The sequence below is a fragment of the Chryseobacterium sp. TQ-BC-N36 genome, assembly GCF_058382295.1.
The window spans coordinates 3,340,166-3,361,353 of record NZ_CM178175.1 but is presented as its reverse complement, the minus strand read 5'-3'; the positions used below and the strand labels follow the sequence as shown (position 1 = coordinate 3,361,353).

Below are 21,188 nucleotides of genomic sequence, written 5' to 3'. Positions count from 1 at the left end.
AGTAAAATAATGCAGCAATGTAGCAATCATTGGTAAATTGGTACATGAGCATATTGATAAATTTGAAAAGATGGATTTCAATATAAAAACAATGGCAGAATATGCTGCCGAAGGAAAAGCACCGGAAGTTTTATTTTGGGTTGGATGTGCGGGAAGTTTTGATGACCGTGCCAAGAAAATTACAAAAGCATTCTGCAAGATATTAAATAAAATAGGCGTTGAATTTGCCGTTCTGGGACAGGAAGAAAGCTGTACCGGAGACCCTGCAAAAAGGGCCGGAAATGAATTTGTTTTCCAGATGATGGCGCTTACCAATATCGAAGTACTGAACGCTTATGAAGTAAAGAAAATCGTAACAGCTTGTCCACATTGTTTTAATACTCTTAAAAACGAATACCCAAGCTTAGGCGGGCACTTTGAAGTAGTACATCATACCCAGTTCCTTAAAACCCTCATGGAAGAAGGAAGACTGAAAATTGAAGGAGGTGCATTCAGAGGGAAAAAGATTACCTTCCATGATCCATGTTATCTGGGCCGTGCCAACGATGAATATGAAGCTCCAAGAATGCTTCTTGAAAAGCTGGATGCGGAGCTTGTGGAAATGAAGCGTTGCAAGACCAATGGGCTTTGTTGTGGAGCAGGAGGTGCACAGATGTTTAAAGAACCTGAAAAAGGAAATAAAGACATCAATATTGAAAGAACAGAAGAAGCTTTATCTTTTGAACCTAAAGTAATTGCTACAGGATGTCCTTTCTGCAACACCATGATGACAGATGGGGTAAAACACTTTAATAAAAATACTGAAGTAGCCGTAAAAGATATCGTTGAACTTCTTGCTGAAGCAGAAGATTTATAATAACTTTTTACATACAGATTTAAACTCAGGAGTCATCCTGAGTTTATTGTTTTTATTTACTCTGAAGAAAAAATCGTAATTTTACAGTCTAAATTGAAGGATATGAAAATCGAAGAATCTAATATTGTAGAAACCAACGACTACAGAGTCATTATATATCCGGCTTCAAGGCCTTTTGAAACCAAAGAAGCAAAAGCCATTACTGAAAAATTATTTGATTTCCTTGCAACATGGGCAGCTCATGGAAAACCCCTTTCTTCTTCATTTAAAATTGAAAAAAATCAGTTTATCATCGTATGTGTAGACGAAGAAAAAAAAATGGCTTCGGGATGCAGTATTGATGCCTTAGGAAAAGTAATGAGAGAAATTGATGAAGAATATCAATTAGGCCTTTTCGACAGAATGAAAGCAAGTTTTGTAGAGAATGGTGAAGTAAAAACTTTAAAATTAATGGATTTCAAGACAAAGCTGAGAAACGGAGAACTTTCAGATGATATCCAGGTTTTTGACTTCTCTAAAAATACTTATCTGGATTTTTTGAGCCACTTCCTTCTTCCTTTGGAGAAAAGCTGGGCGGCCTCTATAAAATAACTGCTGTAAAGCAATACAGCAGAATAATCATAAAGTGGAAAATATATTTCCACTTTTTTGTTTTAATGTATCTTTGTGTAGATTCGAGTAGAGACTAATGCCTAAAGTACTTTTTTTAACGACATCCCACAGCTATAATGATGACCGTATTTTCTATCATCAGGCAAAAGCTCTTAGAGATAATGGGTATGAAGTGAAGATATGCAGTTTATATACAGATTACAGCGGTGGTATAGATGGCATTGACATAGAATCTTATGCTGTGCTGGAAGAAAGTATTGAAAAGAAAATGGAAACTTTCAGAAAGGTTTGCCATACGTTTCAGCCTCAGTGTATCATTTGCTCCGAACCTCTTGCAGTGGCAGCAGTAAGAAAATTTGTAAGGCAGCATAAAGCAGCTTGTATTTATGATGTTACAGAATGGTATCCTTCCATGTCAATGCTCCAAAAGTACCGGTTTCCTGTTAAAATTTTTCAGGCCGTGAAATTTACTTTTATTCAGCTGTATGCAGGATTTTTGAGTACCCGTTTTATTTTTGGAGAAACTACAAAAAAGTTCCCTTTAGCCTATTTTTTCGGATTTAAAAAGCATATGGTTCTTCCTTATTATCCGGATACCCATTATATTAGAGAAAGTGTTAAACAGCTTGAACTGGGTAGAGTTACCCTTTGCTATACCGGTCAGATTTCTAAAGATAAAGGAATTGATAATTTTTTTAAGACTGCAGATAAACTCCGCCAAAAAGCTTCTTCGCTTCATATCAGAATCCTGATCATCGGGTCCGCTGTAGAAGAAAGGGATAAACTTTATTTCTCAGCGTTACTGAAGAAATATAATTTCGATGATATTGAGATAAGAAAACCAACGGTTTTTGAACAGTTTACAGAAGAATTGGCTGATGCAGATATCTGTTTTGATCTTCGTGAAATCAACTTTGAAAACAACCATTCTCTGCCGATAAAGCTGTTTTATTTTATGGGAGCAGGTAAACCGGTAATTTATTCAGATCTGAAAGGGATCCGGAAACATATGGGAAAACTTTCTTTTGGGAGCTTGGTAGATCCTCATAATGCTGATGGGATCTCGGATGTTATTATTAATTATATCAGGAATCCTGAGTTGTATCACGCTCATGCGCTCAATGCTGTAAAAGAATTTAAAGAAAAATACAATTGGGAGATGATAAAATATTCCTTTGTTGATTTTGTGAAAAAATCCATTGATAAATAATCACCATGCAGCTTACTATCATTAAAACATTTGTCTCACGTTTTCTTATTCTGATCCTCAGTTTCGGGCTGGTGATCTATTCTACGAATATGTGGGGAAGTGAGGGTAAGGGAACTATTTCCATCGTAATTGCGAATGCAGCTGCAGTGAGTTTCTTCAGTAATATTTTTTCAGGGAGCAGCGCTTCTTATTTTGCTTCAAGATTCAAAATAGAAAAAATCTTACTTTATGCTTATCTTTGGTCACTTCTGACAGGACTTTTAATTCCTTTTTTATTCAGTCTGGCTTCTATTCAGGGAGAATACCTTTTCTATCTTATTGGAATCTCCGTTTTTTCTTCGCTTTTATCTACTAATGTCAGTTTATTTATTGGAACACAGGATATTAAAAAGTTTAATCTTTATACGGTTTTACAACAGCTTGTTCATATTATCTTTTTAGGAATACTGGTGTATGGGTGTGGGAAGAAAGATGTTTCTGTCTATTTTCTTGCACAGATCAGCTGTCTGGCTCTTCTTTTTATCTCCAGTTTTTTTCACATGATCAAAAAATGTAGGATTTCTGAAATATCATTCTGTAAAGATGTTGCTAAGAATATGTTTGAATATGGCTGGAAAACGCAGCTGAGCGCGTTTATTCAGTTTCTCAATTACAGGCTCTCGTTTTATTTTTTAGAACATTTTGAAGGGATTGCCAGTGTAGGAATATTTTCCATTGGAGTTACATTTTCAGAGGCCATATGGACTATTACCCGAAGTATTGCTGTCGTTTTATATTCAGATGTCGTCAATAGTAAAAGCCGGGAAGAATCTATAAGAAAAACCAAAGAGTCTTTAAAGCTGACCTTTACCCTAATGATAGGCTTCATTTTGGGGATTATTATTATCCCGTCACAGATTTATGAGATGATTTTTGGGAAAGAATTCAGAGATACCAAAGAAATTATGCTTCTTTTATCTCCAGGAATTTTTGCCATAGCCTTAAGTGATATGATTGGACATTACTTTTCAGGAATGAGAGACCTGAAGATTCTTAATATTAAATCAATTGTTGGGCTGGCAGTTACAGTGGTGTTTTCTTTTATTGCAATACCCGGATGGGGAATTTTAGGAGCCTGTATTGCCACTACGTCATCCTATTTGGTTTCAGCTTTCCTGTTGTTTCAAAAATTTTATCGCTCTACAGCATTTAGTTTGAAAGACTATTTTGTTTCAAAAGAAGAAATACAGCTTTTAAAAGAAAAACTTCTGAAGAAATAATTCTTTCGCAGACGCAAAGAAAATAATGTCATTTTCTTATTTTTACAAATCTATTAAGTATTACTATGTGCGGTATCAGCGGCTATTATTCATTTCATAAAAGTATTTCCTCTACAAATATTATGGAAATGAATCAGGCGATCAGACACCGCGGGCCGGATGATGAAGGGTTCTGGCTGTATGACCTTGTACGGGCAGTCTCTTTTTCAGGCAATGATTCTACCCAAAAGATAAAAAAGCAATTTCCGGTTTTACAGGATGAGACTTCACAGATTGCCCTGGGTTTTCGCAGATTATCCATTATTGATCTTTCTGAAAAAGGACACCAGCCAATGCTTTCTGAAAATGAGCAGATTATCATCACATTTAATGGTGAGATTTATAATTTTAAAAAACTAAGGAAAGAACTTGAAAGTTTAGGATATACCTTCCAAAGCACTTCGGATACTGAAGTTATCCTTGCGGCTTATGAAGAATGGGGGACTGCCACCTTTGAAAAGCTGGACGGAATGTTTGCCATTTGTATTGTGGATCTTATTTCACAAAAGCTTATCCTGGCAAGAGACAGAGTAGGGATGAAACCTTTGTTTTATCATCAAAGTGAAGAAGGACTGGTCTGGGCTTCAGAAATAAAAGCATTACTGAAAAATGAGTTTGTAAAGCCTGAAATCAATTGGAATGGAGTGTATACCAATTTTCTTTTTCAGACAACACTGAGCCCGCAAACCTGCTTTCAGCAAATTTTTTCTCTGGAACCTGCTTCCTTTATGACGGTTGATCTGAAGAGTAAAAACATTATAAAAGAAAAATTCTGGACACTGCCTTTCCCAGCTACAAAAAATATTTCTGAAGAGGAAGCTGTAAGAATAATAGATGAGCTGATTTCTGAGAGTATTTCAGAACAATTATATGCAGATGTTCCGGTGGCGGTTATGATGAGCGGAGGAATAGATTCTACCTTAATTGCTTCTAAAGCAAAATTTTTCAATACTGATATTAACACATACACTATATCCTATCCGTTTTCTGAAGAAGAAGTGAAAAATGCATCTATAGCGGCTAACTATTTTGGTGTTTCGCATGAGGTGAAAGAAGTGAGTGATGAAGAAGCTTTGGAACAGCTTAAGGAAAATATCCAGCATTTTGAAGAACCCTACAGTAGCATTGAAGTGTTGATCAATGCAGCAAAATATGCCCATGATAAAGATTTTAAGGTCGTGCTAAGCGGAAACGGGGCTGATGAGCTTTTTGCAGGCTATTCTCATACGCTGAAGCTAAATAAGTGGCTTCTGATGAGGAATTTTAATTTTCTAGGTCCACTTATCTTTACAAAAGATAAATTTTCACAACGGGTAAAAAATTATTTCTCTAAGGATGATATGTTTGATTTTTTCAGACAGAATCAGGTCAGTATGATGCCTCTGGAAGTTAAAACCCTTATAAAACAGGATATTTACAGAACAATTCATTCAGACCTTTCCCAATATCATCTTTCAGAAACAAAAAGCTATTCCGGTTATTTTGAATATGACATGAAATATTCGCTGTCCTCCCATCATGTTTTCCGGGATGATCTGAGTGCCATGAAATACAGTGTCGAATTTCGTTATCCTTATCTGAGCAACAGCCTGATAGATTATGTGTCAGCGCTACCTGAGAACATAAGATTTAATGGAAATCAGAATAAACCGTTATTGCGTAAAACCGCAGAAAAATATCTTCCCGAATCAGTTTTGAATATGCCTAAAAAAGGATTTTCATTTCCTGTCAATTATTTTATTAAAAACGAAAAAAAAGTTAGAGACTTTATTGTTGAAAATCTTGAAAGGTTAAAAAAGAGAAATTTCTTCAATGCTTCTGTAATTGATGAGTGGTGGAATCATCAGGAGCACGAATATGATTGGGTAAAAATATGGCAGCTGGTAACTTTTGAGTTATGGTATCAGAAATATTTTGAAAAATAAAGGAGGAGCCTAAAGATTAATATTTTACCTTTGTAGTCATGATGAAATATTTTTGGAGTATACTTGTTGCGGTTTTTGCACTGATAAGTTGCAAAAGTGATGATGATTCTTTGCAGAGAATAGATCAGTTGCTGAATATCTACATGAAGAACAGTGCCGGTCAGGATTTGCTGAACAGCAAGAAAACAGGATCTTATACTGGATATTCCGTGAATGATATTTTTGGAACCAAGGACATTTCTCCGGTAAGTATTCCGTTGAAAATGACAACAGACTCCCTGTTTTATATGGAATATCTGGCAGGTGCCAAAAGAAGAAGACTGGATTCTATAAGCCCTGACAATCCGGGAACAGGAACTTCTTACTATTCCAGAATGAAGATTACCTATACGAAAAGTACGAATGCAAATGATAATGTTATAGATACTTTGGAGGTTCAGTATCGGAATACACCAACGGTATTTCAGGTTTCAAAAGTTTTGTATAACAGGGTTCAGGTATTTTCAAAAGATGCTGATGCTCCTACTTCGATAAATACTGTTACGATCACAAAATAATTTTTAAATTTGTACAAGTGTTAGCTGATTGTAAGCTAACCATCTAATATTTAACATCTCAATAAAATGTTACAAGTCAATTTTTTGCGCGACAATAAAGAACGCGTTTTAGAAGGTCTTAAGAAAAGACAATTCAAGAATCTTGAGTTGGTAGACGAGGCTATCGCTGCCGATGACGAAAGAAAAAGAATCCAGTTTGAACTAGATTCCCAGCTTTCCGAAATCAACAAAATTTCGAAAGAAATCGGACTTTTGATGAAAGAAGGAAAAAAAGAAGAAGCGGAGTCAGCAAAATCTAAAACAGCACAATACAAAGAGTCGAGCTCAGAATTGAAATCTCAGTTAGAAGTTAAAGAAAATGACTTGCTGAATATCCTTTACCAGCTTCCCAATATTCCAAATGAACTGGTGAAGAGTGGTGCTTCTGCTGATGATAACGAAATTATTTTCCAGTCTCATCCTGTAGAAGGACTTGGTGAAGGTGCAATCCCTCACTGGGAACTGGCTAAAAAATATAACCTTATCGATTTTGAATTGGGGGTGAAAATTGCCGGAGCGGGTTTCCCTGTTTATTTAGGAAAAGGAGCCAGATTACAGAGAGCTTTGGTTCAGTATTTCCTGGATAAAAACGTGGAAAAAGGATATACGGAAGTGAATCCTCCTCACGTGGTAAATGAGGCTTCAGGTTTTGGTACCGGACAGCTTCCGGATAAAGAAGGGCAGATGTATTATGTCAATGAAGATAAATTATATCTTATTCCTACAGCTGAAGTTCCTGTAACCAATCTTTACCGTGATGTTTTGTTTGATGAAAAAGATCTTCCGGTTAAAAATACAGCATTCTCTCAATGCTACAGAAGAGAAGCAGGAAGCTATGGAGCTCACGTAAGGGGACTGAACCGTCTTCATCAGTTTGAAAAAGTAGAGATTGTAAGAATTGAGAAACCGGAAAATTCTTATGCTGTGCTGGAAGAAATGGTAGAACACATCAAAGAAATCCTGACAGACCTTGAACTTCCGTTCAGAGTATTGAGACTTTGCGGTGGTGACACAGGTTTTGCCTCTGCAATGACCTATGACTTTGAAGTGTGGAGTGCAGCTCAGGAAATGTGGCTGGAGGTAAGCTCTGTGTCTAACTTTGAAACATTCCAGGCGAACAGGCTGAAGTGCCGTTATAAAGCTGATGGCAAATCTCAGTTGGTTCACACCTTGAACGGTTCTGCGATGGCACTGCCAAGAATTATGGCAGCATTACTTGAGAATAATCAGACTACGGAAGGTATCAAACTTCCTAAAAAGATTGCAGAATATGCAAGATTTGACGTGATCAACTAAGTGGATCACTTAATTCAGTATATTATTATAAAACCCACCGGAGTCCGGTGGGTTTTGCTTTATTCTGTAATGATTATAATCTTTTTATCAGCGTTTTTAAGTTTTACATCTTTATCATAAATGGCTTTCAGATCATATTCTATCCTTATCGAATGATCATCAATCTGCTTCAGCCAGTCATGTTTCCCTGAAATTGATTGTATGGGATTCTCGAACTTTAAAGTAGTGCCTATTTTTTTGAAAAACATGACCATCATACCGGCAATTTTTTCAGCTTCTTCCTTTGAGCTTTTGGTTTTGATCGCTTCTTCAATGCTTTTAAGATTGAAATTTTCAGTATCAATTGTCAGCGTTTTTCCATCCCAGTTATTGTAAATATTCTGATCCAGCGGTATTTTTTCGGTTTTGGTAAAACTTTTCAGTACTTTATAATCATCTGGAGCAAAATGTTCCATCTTAAAAGAAAACCCAGCCAGTTTATTGTCCTCTTTTGCAGACTTCATGAAGATCTTTTTCATAATCCTGATGGAATCCGGATTTTCAGTTTTTAATTTTCCTTCCTTTTTGGCAAGATCATACATGCTTGTCCAGATCGTTGGAAGCTTATCTACTTCTCCAAATTCTTTCTCCTTTAATGAATCAGGTGTCATAGCCATCATTTCTGCCATAAACTCTCTTGTATCGATATCGGTAACAGAAGTAGAAGCGGCATCCTTATGATAAACAATTTCAGAATTCACACTGCAGGACTGCATCATAAAAAGGCTTATCAGGAATAAGACAATGATTTTCTTCATGGTTATGTAAATATAAATTTAATGGCAGTTAACAGCTCCGTTCGGATCTTTAACGATTGTCATAGCTTCTGCTTTCGGAGAAACGTATGGGATGCCCAGTTCAAGACCTCTCAGTATGAATAATCCTCCCAGAATAATCATAATCACCGGGACTGCTTTCAAAACTTTTATTCTGAAGGCCTGATTCATGAGATTACCGGCTAAGACGATGGCAAACATGAAGGGAAGAGTACCCAGACCAAATAAGGCCATATATAAAGCTCCCTGCCATATTCCTCCGCCTGCCAGACTTGCGGTAAGAGCCATATAAACCATTCCACAGGGTAAGAAGCCATTAAGTAGTCCTGTCGTAAATCTTGAACGGTAGTCTGCTTTCTGAAGAAGCCTTCCCAGATTCATTTTTACGCTGTACAGGAATTTAGAAAGAAAAGGAATTTTTGAAGCAAAATCTTTTCCTCCAAATGAAAATACAGCCATGATAATCAGAAGAACTCCGGCAGTAATAGTCAGATATTTCTGAAAGCCCGCCATTTCAAATCCCTGACCGATGATCCCCAGAAGTGCACCTAATAACGAATAGGTGAAAATTCTTCCGAATTGATAGGTAAGGTTCTGAAGATAGAAATTGGCAGCCTGTTTTTTGGTTAATCCCATCGATAATGCAATAGGACCGCACATTCCGATGCAATGAAAACCGGAAGCAAAGCCTAAAGCAATAGCCGACACAATAAGTCCTATTTCCATATCACATCATAATCCATTCTGTAGTCTGTTTTATCTTTCGTCCAGCTCAGTCTCAGGGTGTAGTTTCCTACTTTCAATACCTGTGCAGGAATTGTGAAAGACTGTCCGGCGTCAAGCTGTACAGATTTTTTAATGTCTAAATTCTGGTCGTCGGTTCTGTTTAAAACAAATTTTACCGTAGTATTGGAGTTGTTATAATCTTTTGGAAAAGTAATTTTAATTCCCTTGGTATCCTGGCTGTATACAGGTTTTTCCTGTAGTTCATCCGCTTTTTTCTTCGCATCAATAACGTCCTGATACTTCAACTCTTCTTCATAATAATTATCCGTTACCATTTCAGAGTTCTTCTGTCCGTTTGGAAAAAGAAACATCATGGATAATATAAAGATAATAAATGCTAATAATGCAATGACAACACCATGTCCCCAACTAAAGTTCTTCATTTTTTCTAATTAAAATTGCAGTTTGAATGGTCCTTCAAAATAGGTCTGATAAGAATCAATCAGTTTACCCTTCATATCGTAAACACCAATTGTGATATTCTGTTTAGAAAGCTTCATTTCATCTTCAGGGAAGCTGATATTGATTGTTCCTTTGGAAATTTTATCTCTGTCAACCTGAATTTTACTTGATGCACTGTAAGTAATTTCTCCATGCGCAGGATCGATTACTTTGATCGTAACAATTTTCTTATCATTCGTTTTATTAAGGAAAGTATAATTATAGGTATTGGTAATTTTACCGTCTCTTACAAAAAATGTACTTCCTGCCGGTTTAATGAATTTAGCCTCCATTTCACCACGGCTGTACAGAAGATATCCTAAGAAACCTACCAGTAGAAATAAGAATATTGAGAATCCTTTCATTCTTCCGGTAAACCTGAATGGGGTTTCTTTTTCAATTTCGTTCTCAGAAGCATATCTGATCAGTCCTTTTGGCAGACCTACTTTTTCCATAACTTCATCACAGGCATCTATACAGGCTGTACAGTTGATACATTCCAGCTGTTGTCCGTCCCTGATGTCAATTCCGGTAGGGCATACCACTACACACTGATGGCAATCAATACAATCACCCTTTCCAGCAGCTTTCCGGTCTTCTCCTTTTCTCCATTTCGCTCTGTTTTCTCCTCTTTTAAAGTCGTAGAAAACATTGATGGTATCTTTATCAATCAGTACTCCCTGAAGTCTTCCATAAGGACATACTAATGTACAAACCTGCTCTCTGAACCATGCAAATACAAAATAAAATGCAGCAGTAAGAAGAATCATTACAATAAAATTGGTAGGATGGGCAAATGGTCCTTCACCAACAATCTTAAATACTTCTTCATACCCTACAATGTACATAAACATAAAGTGAGTGATGATCAATGAAATGATGATATAAACAGTCCATTTTAAACTTCTCTTCCAGATTTTCTCACTATTCCATTCCTGTCTGTCCAGTTTCATCTGCTTATTTCTGTCACCTTCAATCAGATATTCTATTTTACGGAAGATAGATTCCATAAAAATTGTCTGAGGGCAAATCCACCCGCAGAAAATTCTTCCGAATGCAATCGTAAAAACAATAATGAAGATTAAAGATGCGATGGCACCTAAAGTAAGGATAAAAAAGTCCTGTGGATAGAAAGGCTGTCCAAAGATGAAAAATTCCCTGTCTATGACATTGAACATCAATAATGGATTACCATTGATTTTGATGAAAGGTAATGTAAAATAAATAATTAATAACAGATAACTTACAATATTCCTATAGTTGGTGTATTTTCCTTTGGGTTTTCTTGGAAATACCCATTTTCTTTTCCCGGATTGCTCCATTGTCCCTATAGAATCTCTGTAAGTTTCAGGGTCCAGAACCTGTCCCTGTCCGCCTCGTACTTCTATTTCTTCTATGTCTGACATATGTAATAGGTTTTAAAAAAGAAAAAACATAATTCGTTACTATTTTAATCTAATAACAAATTATGTTTTTTTCATATGTTTTCTAATTTTTTAAATTATTCTTTTTCCCAATGCGCTTCAGTTCCTTGAGGAGCTGCTCCTCCCTGAGCTGGAGTCACTGGTGGCTGCTCCTGATTGATGTGATATACATAAGCTGCAATCTTTTCAATCTCAGCACCTGAAACTTCTCCGTTCTTACCGAATGGTCTCATCGCAGGGTTAGTTGGAGAACCATTCCAGTCCATATGGAATACGTTTTTGAATAATGTCTTCTCAGGCTGGTTGATCCAGTAGTTATCAGTAAGGTTTGGACCAATACCTCCACTACCATCTTCCTTGTGACAAGATGCACAGTTTGTTTTGAATAATTCTTTACCTTCTGCGATATTATCAGCTGAATATTTAGCTGTTTCAATCGTTACAGGAGGTTGAGATTTCTGATATTCCTCAATACTTGCCAACTGCTCTTTATATTCTTTTTCATATTCGCTTAGTGGGTGAGCGAAATCTGTGAAAGAGTAAGCTGCAATATATACAATACAAAAAGCGGTCCCAAAATAGAATAAACCTACCCACCATTTCGGTAACTGGTTATCCAACTCCATGATTCCATCGAAACCGTGGTCGATAAGGATATCTTTTTCCTCAGAAGCAGATTGCTTTTTGAATGCACTTTGGTACAATCTTTTGAAATAAGGAACTTTCTTTTCAGCTAAATAAGCTGCCTTCTCTTCAGGAGATAATTTCTTGAATTTGTTGTTCTCGATAAGGTCTCCGATAGCACTATGAATGTAGGCAAGGATACCGGCGATCACAACAGTTCCCCAGAAGTAAGGTGAAGAAAGGAACGCGTAGCTCTGTACAAATAAATAATAAAAAACTATTAAAAGTCCGATTATTATTAAGATGTTTATAACAACAGGTGTTCTTTGTTTCATAAAAAATAGTTTAATTTTTTAAATTAAAATCGTCATCTTCATCATCCCCAAGAGGAGCCTCTTCTTCTTCTTTGTAATATTTTTTAGGTCTGCTAAAAACATAGATTACCAAAGCGATGAAGAACAGCATAAAGAAAATCAGAGCCAGTGTCTGGTAGAAGCCAGCATTTTCTGTATTGGATAATATATCTTTAAAGTTCTGAGGAATCATATGAACCTTTTAATGTTTAGTTATTACTTGCTGTTTTGATTTCAGTTGTTTTGATATCTGTACCTAATCTCTGAAGATAGGAAATAAGAGCTACAATTTCTTTTTTCTCTAATTCTCCCTGAGGTCTCTTAGCATAAGCCTGCTTAAGGTCATTTGCTTCAGAGAAGATATCTTTTACAATTTTTGCTGATTGGTTGTTAGCCCATTTGTCTGCAGAATCGATTTCAGCCTTGGTATAAGGTACATCGAATACATTTTTCATCAGCTTCATTTTGCTTACCATTTTAGATCTGTCCAGATCAGTCGCAATTAACCAAGGATAACGAGGCATGATGGAACCTGCAGAAGTAGATCTTGGGTTATACATGTGTTTGTAGTGCCAAGAACTTGGGTTTTTACCACCTTCTCTATGTAAATCCGGTCCTGTTCTCTTAGAACCCCATAGGAATGGTCTGTCGTATACAAATTCCCCAGCTTTGGAGTATTGTCCGTTTTTACCGTTAAATCTAACAATCTCGTCTCTGAACGGTCTTACCATCTGAGAGTGACAAGCGTTACATCCTTCACGGATATAGATATCTCTACCTTCTAGTTCCAGTGGTGAATAAGGTTTCACCGCAGAAATGGTAGGTACACTTTTCTTAAGAGATAGTGTAGGGATAATTTCAATTGAACTACCGATAGATATTGTAATGAAAGATAGAATTCCTAATAATACAGGAGTTCTTTCTAACCAAAGGTGAGTCCCTTCTCCTTCTTTTCTGTTTTTACTGATATTTGCCAACGCAGGTGCTTCAGCAGGAACTTCTTTCTGGAATGATCCTTTTCTTACTGTAGCAATTACATTGATGATCATTAGGATAGATCCTGAGATATAGAATAAACCTCCTACGAATCTCATTTTGAAGTAAGGAATAATTGCCGTTACTGTATCCAACCAGTTTTTCCATAATAGGGTTCCGTCCGGGTTGAATTGCTTCCACATTAAACCTTGTGTAAATCCTGAAATATACATTGGTACTGCATAGAAGATGATTCCTAAAGTACCTAACCAGAAATGCCAGTTAGCTAATTTTACAGACCAAAGTTTTGTTCTCCACATGATTGGTACCAGGTAATAGATAACCCCGAATGCCATGAAACCATTCCATCCAAGAGCTCCTAAGTGTACGTGACCGATAACCCAGTCTGTAAAGTGACCAATTTTGTTGATGTTTTTAGTTGCCAAAAGCGGTCCTTCAAACGTTGCCATACCATAGCATGTAACAGCTACTACGAAGAACTTAAGGATAGGATTTTCTCTTACTTTATCCCAAGCTCCTCTTAAGGTAAGAAGACCATTTAACATACCTCCCCATGATGGTGCAATAAGCATGATAGAGAAACCTGTTCCTACCGCCTGAGCCCAAGCCGGAAGAGCTGTATACTGAAGGTGGTGAGGACCAGCCCAGATATATACGAAAATTAATGACCAGAAGTGAATAATAGACAGTTTATAAGAGAATACCGGTCTGTCTGCTGCCTTCGGAAGGAAGTAATACATTAAACCTAGAACCGGAGTTGTCAATACGAATGCTACCGCATTATGTCCGTACCACCACTGTACAATAGCATCTTTTACCCCCGCATATGCTGAATAGGATTTCCAGCCTGTGAAAGATAAAGGTACTTCAAGGTTGTTGAAGATGTGAAGCATTGCTACTGCAATCCAGGTACCGATATAGAACCAGATGGCAACATACAGGTGTCTCACTCTTCTCTTCGAAATAGTCAGGAACATATTGATACCAAAAATGATCCATGAGAATGCGATCAATATGTCGATCGGCCACTCGTGCTCAGCATATTCCTTAGAGGTATTGATCCCCATAAAGAATGTAATGAACGTAGCAACGATCATAAACTGCCAAGTCCAGAAATGTAGCCAAGACAATGTATCACTGTACATTCTTGTTTTTAATAATCTTTGTAATGAGTAATAAATACCCGTGTAAACAATGTTACAAACGAATGCAAAGATTACGGTATTGGTGTGCAACATTCTGATTCTACCAAAACCAAATGCACCATGTGTGTTTATTAACCCTTGAATATTACCTGATGCCAAACTTTTAATGGTTGTATCATCTGTCCCGAAAAAGAATTCAGGTAACTCTGGGTAGAAAAGCATTAATGCCGCCGTAAGTCCAAACGTAAATCCTATAAGACCAAAGACAATGGTCGCATATAGGAACGCACGGACAATACTGTTGTCATAACTAAACTTCTGTGTTTCCATATCAACTATTCACTATTTTTCTCAATTTTATTATTTTCTCCTATTTCTTTCTCGTCTTTATTTTTGTCGCCAGTTTCATCATTTTCTTTGATTTTTTCATCATCAAAAAGGATTCTGACAGCAGGAGATTCATCATCCTCAAACTGTCCTTTTCGGGCATACACTATAAATACGACCAAGAAAATCGCAGCCAAAGAAACACTGCAGAGGATCATTAAATATAGAATATCCATTGGACAACAAAATTAACCTATTTTCGGGGTTCAAATTTAGTGAAAAATAATGACATTCATCACGAAATGCCGATTTCAGCTAATTTAAAATCAGTCTAAATAAGGGCTTTTACGCCTGTTTTTTGAAATGTTTGCGACCTAAAATCCATGTTGAAAGTGTAGTAAAGGTAACCACTGTGATCGAACTGATTGGCATAAGGATTGCTGCAAAAAGCGGATGCATATGTCCTGTAACAGCGTAACTTAAACCAACGATATTGTACAGAAAACTGATTATAAATGTCATTTTCACAATGGTGATAGACCCTTTGCAGACATTCAGGTAGTTATCAAGGGTAGCCACTTTTTCACCATTCATGATTACATCAGAAGAGGGTGTGAAACTGTTGGTGTCGTCAGCAATGGCGATTCCTACATTACTCTGTTTTAGGGCTCCGGCGTCATTAAGACCGTCTCCAAGCATCGCTACTTTCATGTGCTGATCCTGAAGGGATTTAATATAATTCAGTTTGTCTTCCGGGCTTTGGTTAAAGGACATTCCTTTGTAATTTGGGATAAGCTCTTTTAGCTGATTTTCTTCTGAGGAATTGTCTCCGCTCAGGATAAATATTTTGTATTGGGTAAGTTTTGTGAAAAGTTCTTTCAGCTTCGGACGGTATTCATTTTTAAAGATGAATTTACCTAAGTATTCGTTATTTTTGCTGATATAAACTGCTGTTTCAAGATTTTTAGGTTCCTGATTATTGTAACGGGCAGAGCCGATCTTATAAAGATTTCCTCTTACCCTGGCTTCATATCCTTTTCCTGAAATTTCAACGAAATTTTCTACCGGAAAATAATCATCATTTACTTCGATGAATTCATATAATGATTTTGAAAGCGGGTGATTGGAGTTCTTTAGTAAAGTCTTAATATTCAGAGAGTCAAATTCGCTGATCTCAGATCCTTCGTACTTGATGTTTGATTTTTTTCTATGGGTGATGGTTCCTGTTTTATCAAAAACAATCGTGTCCAGTTTCGCGATTTTTTCAATTGTCAAAGTATCTTTTACGTAAAATTTATTTCGGCCTAAAATCCTCATAATATGTCCGAAAGTGAATGGTGCAGACAGTGCGAGCGCACAGGGACATGCAATGATAAGGATGGCTGAAATAACCTGGAACATTTTCTCTAGATCAATAAATGACCAGTAAATCCCGGAAATTAAAGCGATACCTAAAATAATGAATGTGAAATATTTACTAATGTTGTTTGTCAGGGTGTCAAGCCCGGTCTCATGTTTTTTGAAAGCTTCTTTATTCCAAAGCTGAGTTAAATAACTTTGATCTACGTTTTTAATCACTTCAAGCTCTAAAGAAGATCCGATCTGCTTACCTCCGGCAAAAATCTTATCACCAGGCTGTTTGCTGATGCTTTCGCTTTCTCCGGTAATAAAACTGTTGTCGATGTTTCCTTCCCCGTTAATCAGAATGGCATCTACAGGGATGATTTCCTGGTTTCTAACTAAAATTCTGTCTCCTATTTTTACCTCTGAAAGAAGGATGTTTTCCTGTTTTCCTTCAAAATCTACCTTGGTAACAGCAATTGGGTAGAAAGATTTATAATCTCTGTCATAGGAAAGAGCACTGTATGTTCTTTTCTGAAAGATCTTCCCGAGAAGCATGAAGAATAAAAGTCCACAAAGTGTATCGAAATATCCCGGACCATAATCTGTTACCACTTCATAGATACTTCTTCCGTATAGGACAAGAATTCCTAAAACAATCGGAACATCAATGTTGACGATCTTATTTTTTAAACCATACCATGCAGATTTGTAATAATCTGAAGCTGAATAAAATACAACAGGTGTTGCCAGGAGGAATATTAAGGTTCTGAATAAACCTTTATAATGTTCCATCCAATAATCTTCCCCTCCAATGTACTCGGGAAAGGCAAGGAACATTCCATTACCAAAAGCAAAGGCGGCAATGGCAAATTTTACTAATAAAGATTTGTCAAGATGGTCTTCATTTTTATCAGCAGTTTCAAGACTGATGACAGGTTTGTATCCCAGATTGGTTAAAAAATTAGCTAGTTCGCTTAATTTCAAATCATTATGATTGAATGAAATCTGTAAGGTCTTCCTCGTGAAATTAACCTGAGAATATTTGATGTGCTGATTTAATGTATGGAGGCTTTCCAATAGCCAGATGCAGGAAGAACAGTGGATTACAGGAATTTTGAATGTGACAAGGCTGGTGTTTCCTTCAGAGAAATCGGTTACTTTTTCAAAAATTTCAGGAGTATCCAAATAGTCAAACTGGGTAGAATTTTCATCACTCGGACGAATTCCTGCCCCTTTGTTAAGCTGATAAAAATTGCTTAAGTTATTTGTATTCAGAATTTCATAAACAGACTTGCAGCCATTGCAACAGAAAGTCTTCTCATCAAATAAAATTCTCTCTTTTTCTATACCTTGACCACAATGAAAACAGTTCTCGTTCACCACCATAAAATATTGAACTACAAAATTATAACAATTTTTTTTGTTTATCGCGTTAAAAAGTTCTATTTTTGTGATAAATATCATATAAAATGCCGCAGGAACAACAGATAGCAATTGAAGAGAGGTTCGCCAGAGTTTTTAATGATAAATCATTTAAGGAAAGACTTTCTAGCGCAGATTTTGAAAAATATATTAATGGCAAAAAGAAACTGAGTTTTCAGAAACATGAAACCATTTTCGAGGATGGAGAAACTCCCAAAGGAGTGTTTGTCCTGGAAAAAGGTGCTGCCAAACTTTCAAAATCAGGAGCATTCGGGAAAGACCAGATTTTAAGGTTTATCAAAGAAGGGGATATTATTGGCTATCGTTCTTTGCTTTGCGGGGAAAATTTCCAGGCTAAAGCTGAAGCCATGACAGATATCGAATGTGTTTTTTTACCTGCTGATATCTTCATGTATCTTCTGGAAGTAGATCCACAGCTGTCTTTCGTAATGCTTCAGAAAATTTCTTACGAATTGGGAGAATCATCCAATACCATTACTTTCCTTGCTCAGAAAACGGTAAGAGAAAGACTGGCAGAAATCCTGCTGCTTCTGGAGCAGAAACTGGGAGTAGATCCTGAAGGGTTCATCAAAATCTCATTGACGAGAGAAGAAATTGCCAACATTATCGGCACTGCCACAGAAAGTGCCATCCGTCTGATCTCTGAATTCAAGCAGGATAACCTGATTGAAGTGGACGGGAGAAATATCAAGATTTTAAATCACGATAAACTCATGAAACTCGGTCACGTAGTTTTATAAAAATCATACAAAACTTAAGTCGGCTCAGGCCGACTTTTTAACTTTTAAAAATAGATAAATTATGTCTGTTCACTCTGAAATTAAAAAAGTTACGACTGAAACCTTGCGTAAAATGAAATTCGACAAGGAGAAAATAACAATGCTTACAGCTTATGATTTTACCACAGCAAAGATGGTAGATGCGGGCGGAGTAGATGCTATTTTGATTGGAGACTCTGCAGCGAATGTAATGGCCGGTTTTGAAACTACATTACCCATTACGCTGGATCAAATGATCTATCATGCTCAAAGTGTGGTAAGAGGAACCGACAGAGCTTTGGTGGTAGCGGATCTGCCTTTCGGGACCTATCAGAGTAATCCTGAAAAAGCATTGGAATCTGCGGTAAGAATGATGAAAGAAGGTGGGGCACATGCTGTAAAAATTGAAGGCGGAAAAGAAATTTCCAAATCAATTAAAAAAATCATCAATGCCGGAATTCCGGTAATGGGACATTTGGGATTAACACCACAGTCGATCTATAAATTCGGAACGTATAAAGTAAGAGCAAAAGAAGAGGCAGAAGCTGAAAAACTGATTGCTGATGCACAGTTATTGGAAGAACTGGGATGTTTCTCAGTCGTATTGGAGAAAATTCCTGCAGATTTAGCAAAGAAAGTGACAGACAGTATTTCCATTCCAACGATCGGAATCGGAGCCGGAGCACATTGTGACGGACAGGTTTTGGTATATCATGATATGGTGGGAATGAACAAAGGGTTCAGCCCGAAATTCCTGAGAAGATATCTTGACCTTTACACAGAAATTACAGGAGCTGTTTCCCAATATGTAAAAGATGTAAAAAGTGTAGAGTTTCCAAACGAAAACGAAAGCTATTAATCTATGCAAAATCAACAGTCTGTCCAGGGAATATTATCTATCGCAGCCTTGATTTGTCTTGCTGTGGGCTGGTTTAATCTATTTTCTCCGGAAATTAATCATTTGCTTTCAAGAAAAGTTTTTTATGTTTTGATCGGAGCGAGCTTCTTTATTCAGGCTCCGTTACTTACGAATAAGAATTTTGTCTATGCGATGTATGCCGCCGCCGCAATCTGTGTATTTGGAGCATTCATTCCGGAAGGCTCAAAACTTTCAGCCATCAAAACAGTTGGGCTTCTTGCAGGAATTATCCTGTCATTATCTAATAGAAGAAGATAAACTGAAGAGGTATGAAGGAGCAGATTATATATGAGGACAATCATCTTCTGGTGGTCAATAAAAAAGTCGGACAACTTGTTCAGGGTGATAAGACCGGTGATGAATCACTATTAGAATCCATCAAGAACTTTATAAAAATAAGAGATGCTAAGCCGGGAAATGTTTTTCTCGGCTTGGTGCATCGTATAGACAGGCCTACTTCCGGGCTGGTGATCTATGCAAAAACATCTAAAGCACTTTCCCGGCTTACGCAGATGGTGAAAAACCGTGAAGTGAAAAAAACATATTGGGCAGTCGTGGGAAAAGAATTGATTCCGCAAAGCCAAAGGCTGGTTCATTATTTAAAGAAAAACGAAAAAAATAATAAAGCCATTGTTTTTCCAAAAGCTACGGAAGGAGCCAAAGAAGCAATCCTGACGTATCATGTAATCAAAACATTAGACAATTATTTGTTGCTGGAAATTGATCTTGAAACGGGAAGACATCATCAGATCAGGGCTCAGCTGTCTAAAACAGGAGTTCCCATTAAAGGAGACTTAAAATATGGAGCACCTCGCTCTAATCCGGATGGAGGTATTAATCTTCACGCCAGAAAACTGGAATTTATTCATCCGGTTACTAAAGAAAACATAGAAATCATAGCTCCTGTTCCGCAGAATGATGCGATCTGGAGAGCTTGTGAAGAATAAACATATCATAAACTATAACATGAAACTCAAATCACTTTTATTAGCCACATTGCTGGTTATGGCATCTTGTTCAGACAATGATGACTTGCCGCTTGATAATTCGCAACAGACGATTCCTGAAAATATAAGTAAAATATCATGGAATTATCCTGTTTTGTCACCTGTCTTCAATGGGTTGGAACAAAATTATATGTTCGAATATGATACTCAGGGAAGGATTATAAAAAAGATAGGAGGAAAACTGGAACATTCCGGAGGTACGGGATTTCCTTATGCTTATTCAAAATCTGTCTATACAATGGTAACATATACAGGAAATACAGCGATTATGAGAAATTATAGCTCTGACCCTGGTTTCACTGTTCAGTTGAAGGAAAGAAGGTTTGAATTTGATAATCAAGGTAGAGTTATTAAAGTAGTTATTCCACAGGTTAATAATTCATATATGGATAAGTATTTGACCTATACTTATGATGCTTCAGGAAAGTTAACTGAGATTTTAACTGAATATCCAAATATTCCATACGATCCAACTGATCCTCAAGATTATATTTTGACATACGTAGAAAAGTTTATTTATAACACGTCAGGAAATCTAGAAAAGGCAATTAAAACTGAAAAGCATAATAATATTGATGCTTACATTACCAATGAAATTATATTGGATAATTTTGATTCTGCACAAAATCCATTTAAGAATCTGGGTATTTTTGAAGAGTATTTCTACTTTTCATTATCAAAAAATAATCCTCAGAGAAAAATTTCAAAAGAGTTTAAACCTTATAGCTCCGAATTTTTTCTAAGCCAATCAAATTGGACTAATCAATATAATTCTGATGGAAGCCTGAAGCTTTTTTACTAAGGAACTATTTAAAATAAAAGTGAAGTCCGTCTCAAAATTGAGATGGTCTTTTTTCTTTAAATTCATTTGAGATTTTGCTTATTCTGAAAAAATGTCTAACTTCGTTCCAAACTTTAGGGGTGTCTGTTGCCAACAGACTGAGACTTTACCCTTTGAACCTGATCTGGATCATACCAGCGTAGGGAAAAGTAGATGACTTTTGCTGTACATT

At 36.7% G+C, this 21,188-nt stretch carries 21 protein-coding genes and 1 riboswitch; of the genes, 12 read left to right on the top strand and 9 right to left on the bottom strand.

Annotated elements, in window-relative coordinates; translation table 11 throughout:
- Nucleotides 1-70 precede the first annotated feature (70 nt).
- From AC3FI7_RS14980 to serS, 7 genes are all read left to right on the top strand, one after another.
- The gene (locus AC3FI7_RS14980) at nt 71-856 is read left to right on the top strand and encodes a (Fe-S)-binding protein (protein ID WP_047428861.1); all 786 of its coding nucleotides are present in this window, start codon (nt 71-73) and stop codon (nt 854-856) included.
- Between the two features lie 102 nt (nt 857-958).
- Nucleotides 959-1,447 (top strand): hypothetical protein, encoded by a 489-nt coding sequence (locus AC3FI7_RS14975; RefSeq protein ID WP_491460412.1) that lies wholly within the window; start codon nt 959-961, stop codon nt 1,445-1,447.
- A gap of 97 nt (nt 1,448-1,544) precedes the next feature.
- Nucleotides 1,545-2,678, top strand: coding sequence for a glycosyltransferase (locus AC3FI7_RS14970; RefSeq protein WP_491460411.1), 1,134 nt, complete (start codon nt 1,545-1,547; stop codon nt 2,676-2,678).
- 5 nt (nt 2,679-2,683) lie between these two features.
- Nucleotides 2,684-3,937 carry a lipopolysaccharide biosynthesis protein gene (locus AC3FI7_RS14965; protein WP_142725121.1) on the top strand — a complete coding sequence of 418 codons (1,254 nt, stop codon included), beginning with the start codon at nt 2,684-2,686 and terminating at the stop codon, nt 3,935-3,937.
- Nucleotides 3,938-4,059: 122 nt separating this feature from the next.
- Nucleotides 4,060-5,901: an asparagine synthase (glutamine-hydrolyzing) gene (asnB, locus tag AC3FI7_RS14960; RefSeq protein WP_491460410.1), complete on the top strand. Its 1,842-nt coding sequence runs from the start codon at nt 4,060-4,062 to the stop codon at nt 5,899-5,901.
- A 38-nt stretch (nt 5,902-5,939) separates the two neighbouring features.
- Nucleotides 5,940-6,458: a hypothetical protein gene (locus AC3FI7_RS14955; protein WP_343661067.1), complete on the top strand. Its 519-nt coding sequence runs from the start codon at nt 5,940-5,942 to the stop codon at nt 6,456-6,458.
- A gap of 66 nt (nt 6,459-6,524) precedes the next feature.
- Nucleotides 6,525-7,793, top strand: coding sequence for a serine--tRNA ligase (serS, locus tag AC3FI7_RS14950; protein ID WP_491460409.1), 1,269 nt, complete (start codon nt 6,525-6,527; stop codon nt 7,791-7,793).
- 59 nt (nt 7,794-7,852) lie between these two features.
- Here serS and AC3FI7_RS14945 read toward each other — a convergent pair whose 3' ends face one another.
- From AC3FI7_RS14945 to AC3FI7_RS14905, 9 genes are all read right to left on the bottom strand, one after another.
- Nucleotides 7,853-8,590: a hypothetical protein gene (locus tag AC3FI7_RS14945; RefSeq protein ID WP_142725117.1), complete on the bottom strand. Its 738-nt coding sequence runs from the start codon at nt 8,588-8,590 to the stop codon at nt 7,853-7,855.
- Nucleotides 8,591-8,608: 18 nt separating this feature from the next.
- Entirely contained in the window at nt 8,609-9,334 is a 726-nt protein-coding gene (locus AC3FI7_RS14940; protein WP_131436537.1) for a sulfite exporter TauE/SafE family protein, read from the bottom strand.
- On the bottom strand, nt 9,325-9,777 hold the full coding sequence (locus tag AC3FI7_RS14935; protein ID WP_142725116.1) for a FixH family protein: 453 nt from the start codon (nt 9,775-9,777) through the stop codon (nt 9,325-9,327). Before AC3FI7_RS14935 ends, AC3FI7_RS14940 begins: the two co-directional genes overlap by 10 nt.
- Before the next feature lie 9 nt (nt 9,778-9,786).
- The gene (gene ccoG, locus AC3FI7_RS14930) at nt 9,787-11,241 is read right to left on the bottom strand and encodes a cytochrome c oxidase accessory protein CcoG (RefSeq protein WP_142725115.1); all 1,455 of its coding nucleotides are present in this window, start codon (nt 11,239-11,241) and stop codon (nt 9,787-9,789) included.
- A gap of 95 nt (nt 11,242-11,336) precedes the next feature.
- Entirely contained in the window at nt 11,337-12,218 is an 882-nt protein-coding gene (locus tag AC3FI7_RS14925; protein ID WP_142725114.1) for a cbb3-type cytochrome c oxidase N-terminal domain-containing protein, read from the bottom strand.
- A gap of 10 nt (nt 12,219-12,228) precedes the next feature.
- Nucleotides 12,229-12,429 (bottom strand): cbb3-type cytochrome oxidase subunit 3, encoded by a 201-nt coding sequence (locus AC3FI7_RS14920; RefSeq protein WP_002983870.1) that lies wholly within the window; start codon nt 12,427-12,429, stop codon nt 12,229-12,231.
- 16 nt (nt 12,430-12,445) lie between these two features.
- Nucleotides 12,446-14,707, bottom strand: coding sequence for a cytochrome-c oxidase, cbb3-type subunit I (gene ccoN, locus AC3FI7_RS14915; protein ID WP_142725113.1), 2,262 nt, complete (start codon nt 14,705-14,707; stop codon nt 12,446-12,448).
- Nucleotides 14,708-14,712: 5 nt separating this feature from the next.
- Nucleotides 14,713-14,940, bottom strand: coding sequence for a cbb3-type cytochrome oxidase assembly protein CcoS (ccoS, locus tag AC3FI7_RS14910; RefSeq protein ID WP_142725112.1), 228 nt, complete (start codon nt 14,938-14,940; stop codon nt 14,713-14,715).
- A 109-nt stretch (nt 14,941-15,049) separates the two neighbouring features.
- Nucleotides 15,050-17,428, bottom strand: coding sequence for a heavy metal translocating P-type ATPase (locus AC3FI7_RS14905; RefSeq protein WP_343661073.1), 2,379 nt, complete (start codon nt 17,426-17,428; stop codon nt 15,050-15,052).
- A gap of 89 nt (nt 17,429-17,517) precedes the next feature.
- Here AC3FI7_RS14905 and AC3FI7_RS14900 point away from each other — a divergent pair, with 89 nt between their 5' ends.
- The 5 genes from AC3FI7_RS14900 (at nt 17,518) to AC3FI7_RS14880 (ending at nt 20,977) form a co-directional block, all read left to right on the top strand.
- Entirely contained in the window at nt 17,518-18,231 is a 714-nt protein-coding gene (locus AC3FI7_RS14900; protein WP_142725110.1) for a Crp/Fnr family transcriptional regulator, read from the top strand.
- Nucleotides 18,232-18,292: 61 nt separating this feature from the next.
- Nucleotides 18,293-19,108: a 3-methyl-2-oxobutanoate hydroxymethyltransferase gene (gene panB / locus AC3FI7_RS14895; protein WP_142725109.1), complete on the top strand. Its 816-nt coding sequence runs from the start codon at nt 18,293-18,295 to the stop codon at nt 19,106-19,108.
- Nucleotides 19,109-19,111: 3 nt separating this feature from the next.
- Nucleotides 19,112-19,426, top strand: a complete 315-nt coding sequence (locus AC3FI7_RS14890; RefSeq protein WP_142725108.1) for a hypothetical protein — start codon at nt 19,112-19,114, stop codon at nt 19,424-19,426.
- A gap of 11 nt (nt 19,427-19,437) precedes the next feature.
- On the top strand, nt 19,438-20,115 hold the full coding sequence (locus tag AC3FI7_RS14885; RefSeq protein ID WP_343661074.1) for an RluA family pseudouridine synthase: 678 nt from the start codon (nt 19,438-19,440) through the stop codon (nt 20,113-20,115).
- Nucleotides 20,116-20,134: 19 nt separating this feature from the next.
- Nucleotides 20,135-20,977: a hypothetical protein gene (locus AC3FI7_RS14880; RefSeq protein WP_491460408.1), complete on the top strand. Its 843-nt coding sequence runs from the start codon at nt 20,135-20,137 to the stop codon at nt 20,975-20,977.
- A gap of 105 nt (nt 20,978-21,082) precedes the next feature.
- Nucleotides 21,083-21,179, top strand: a riboswitch (TPP riboswitch).
- Nucleotides 21,180-21,188: the final 9 nt, after the last annotated feature.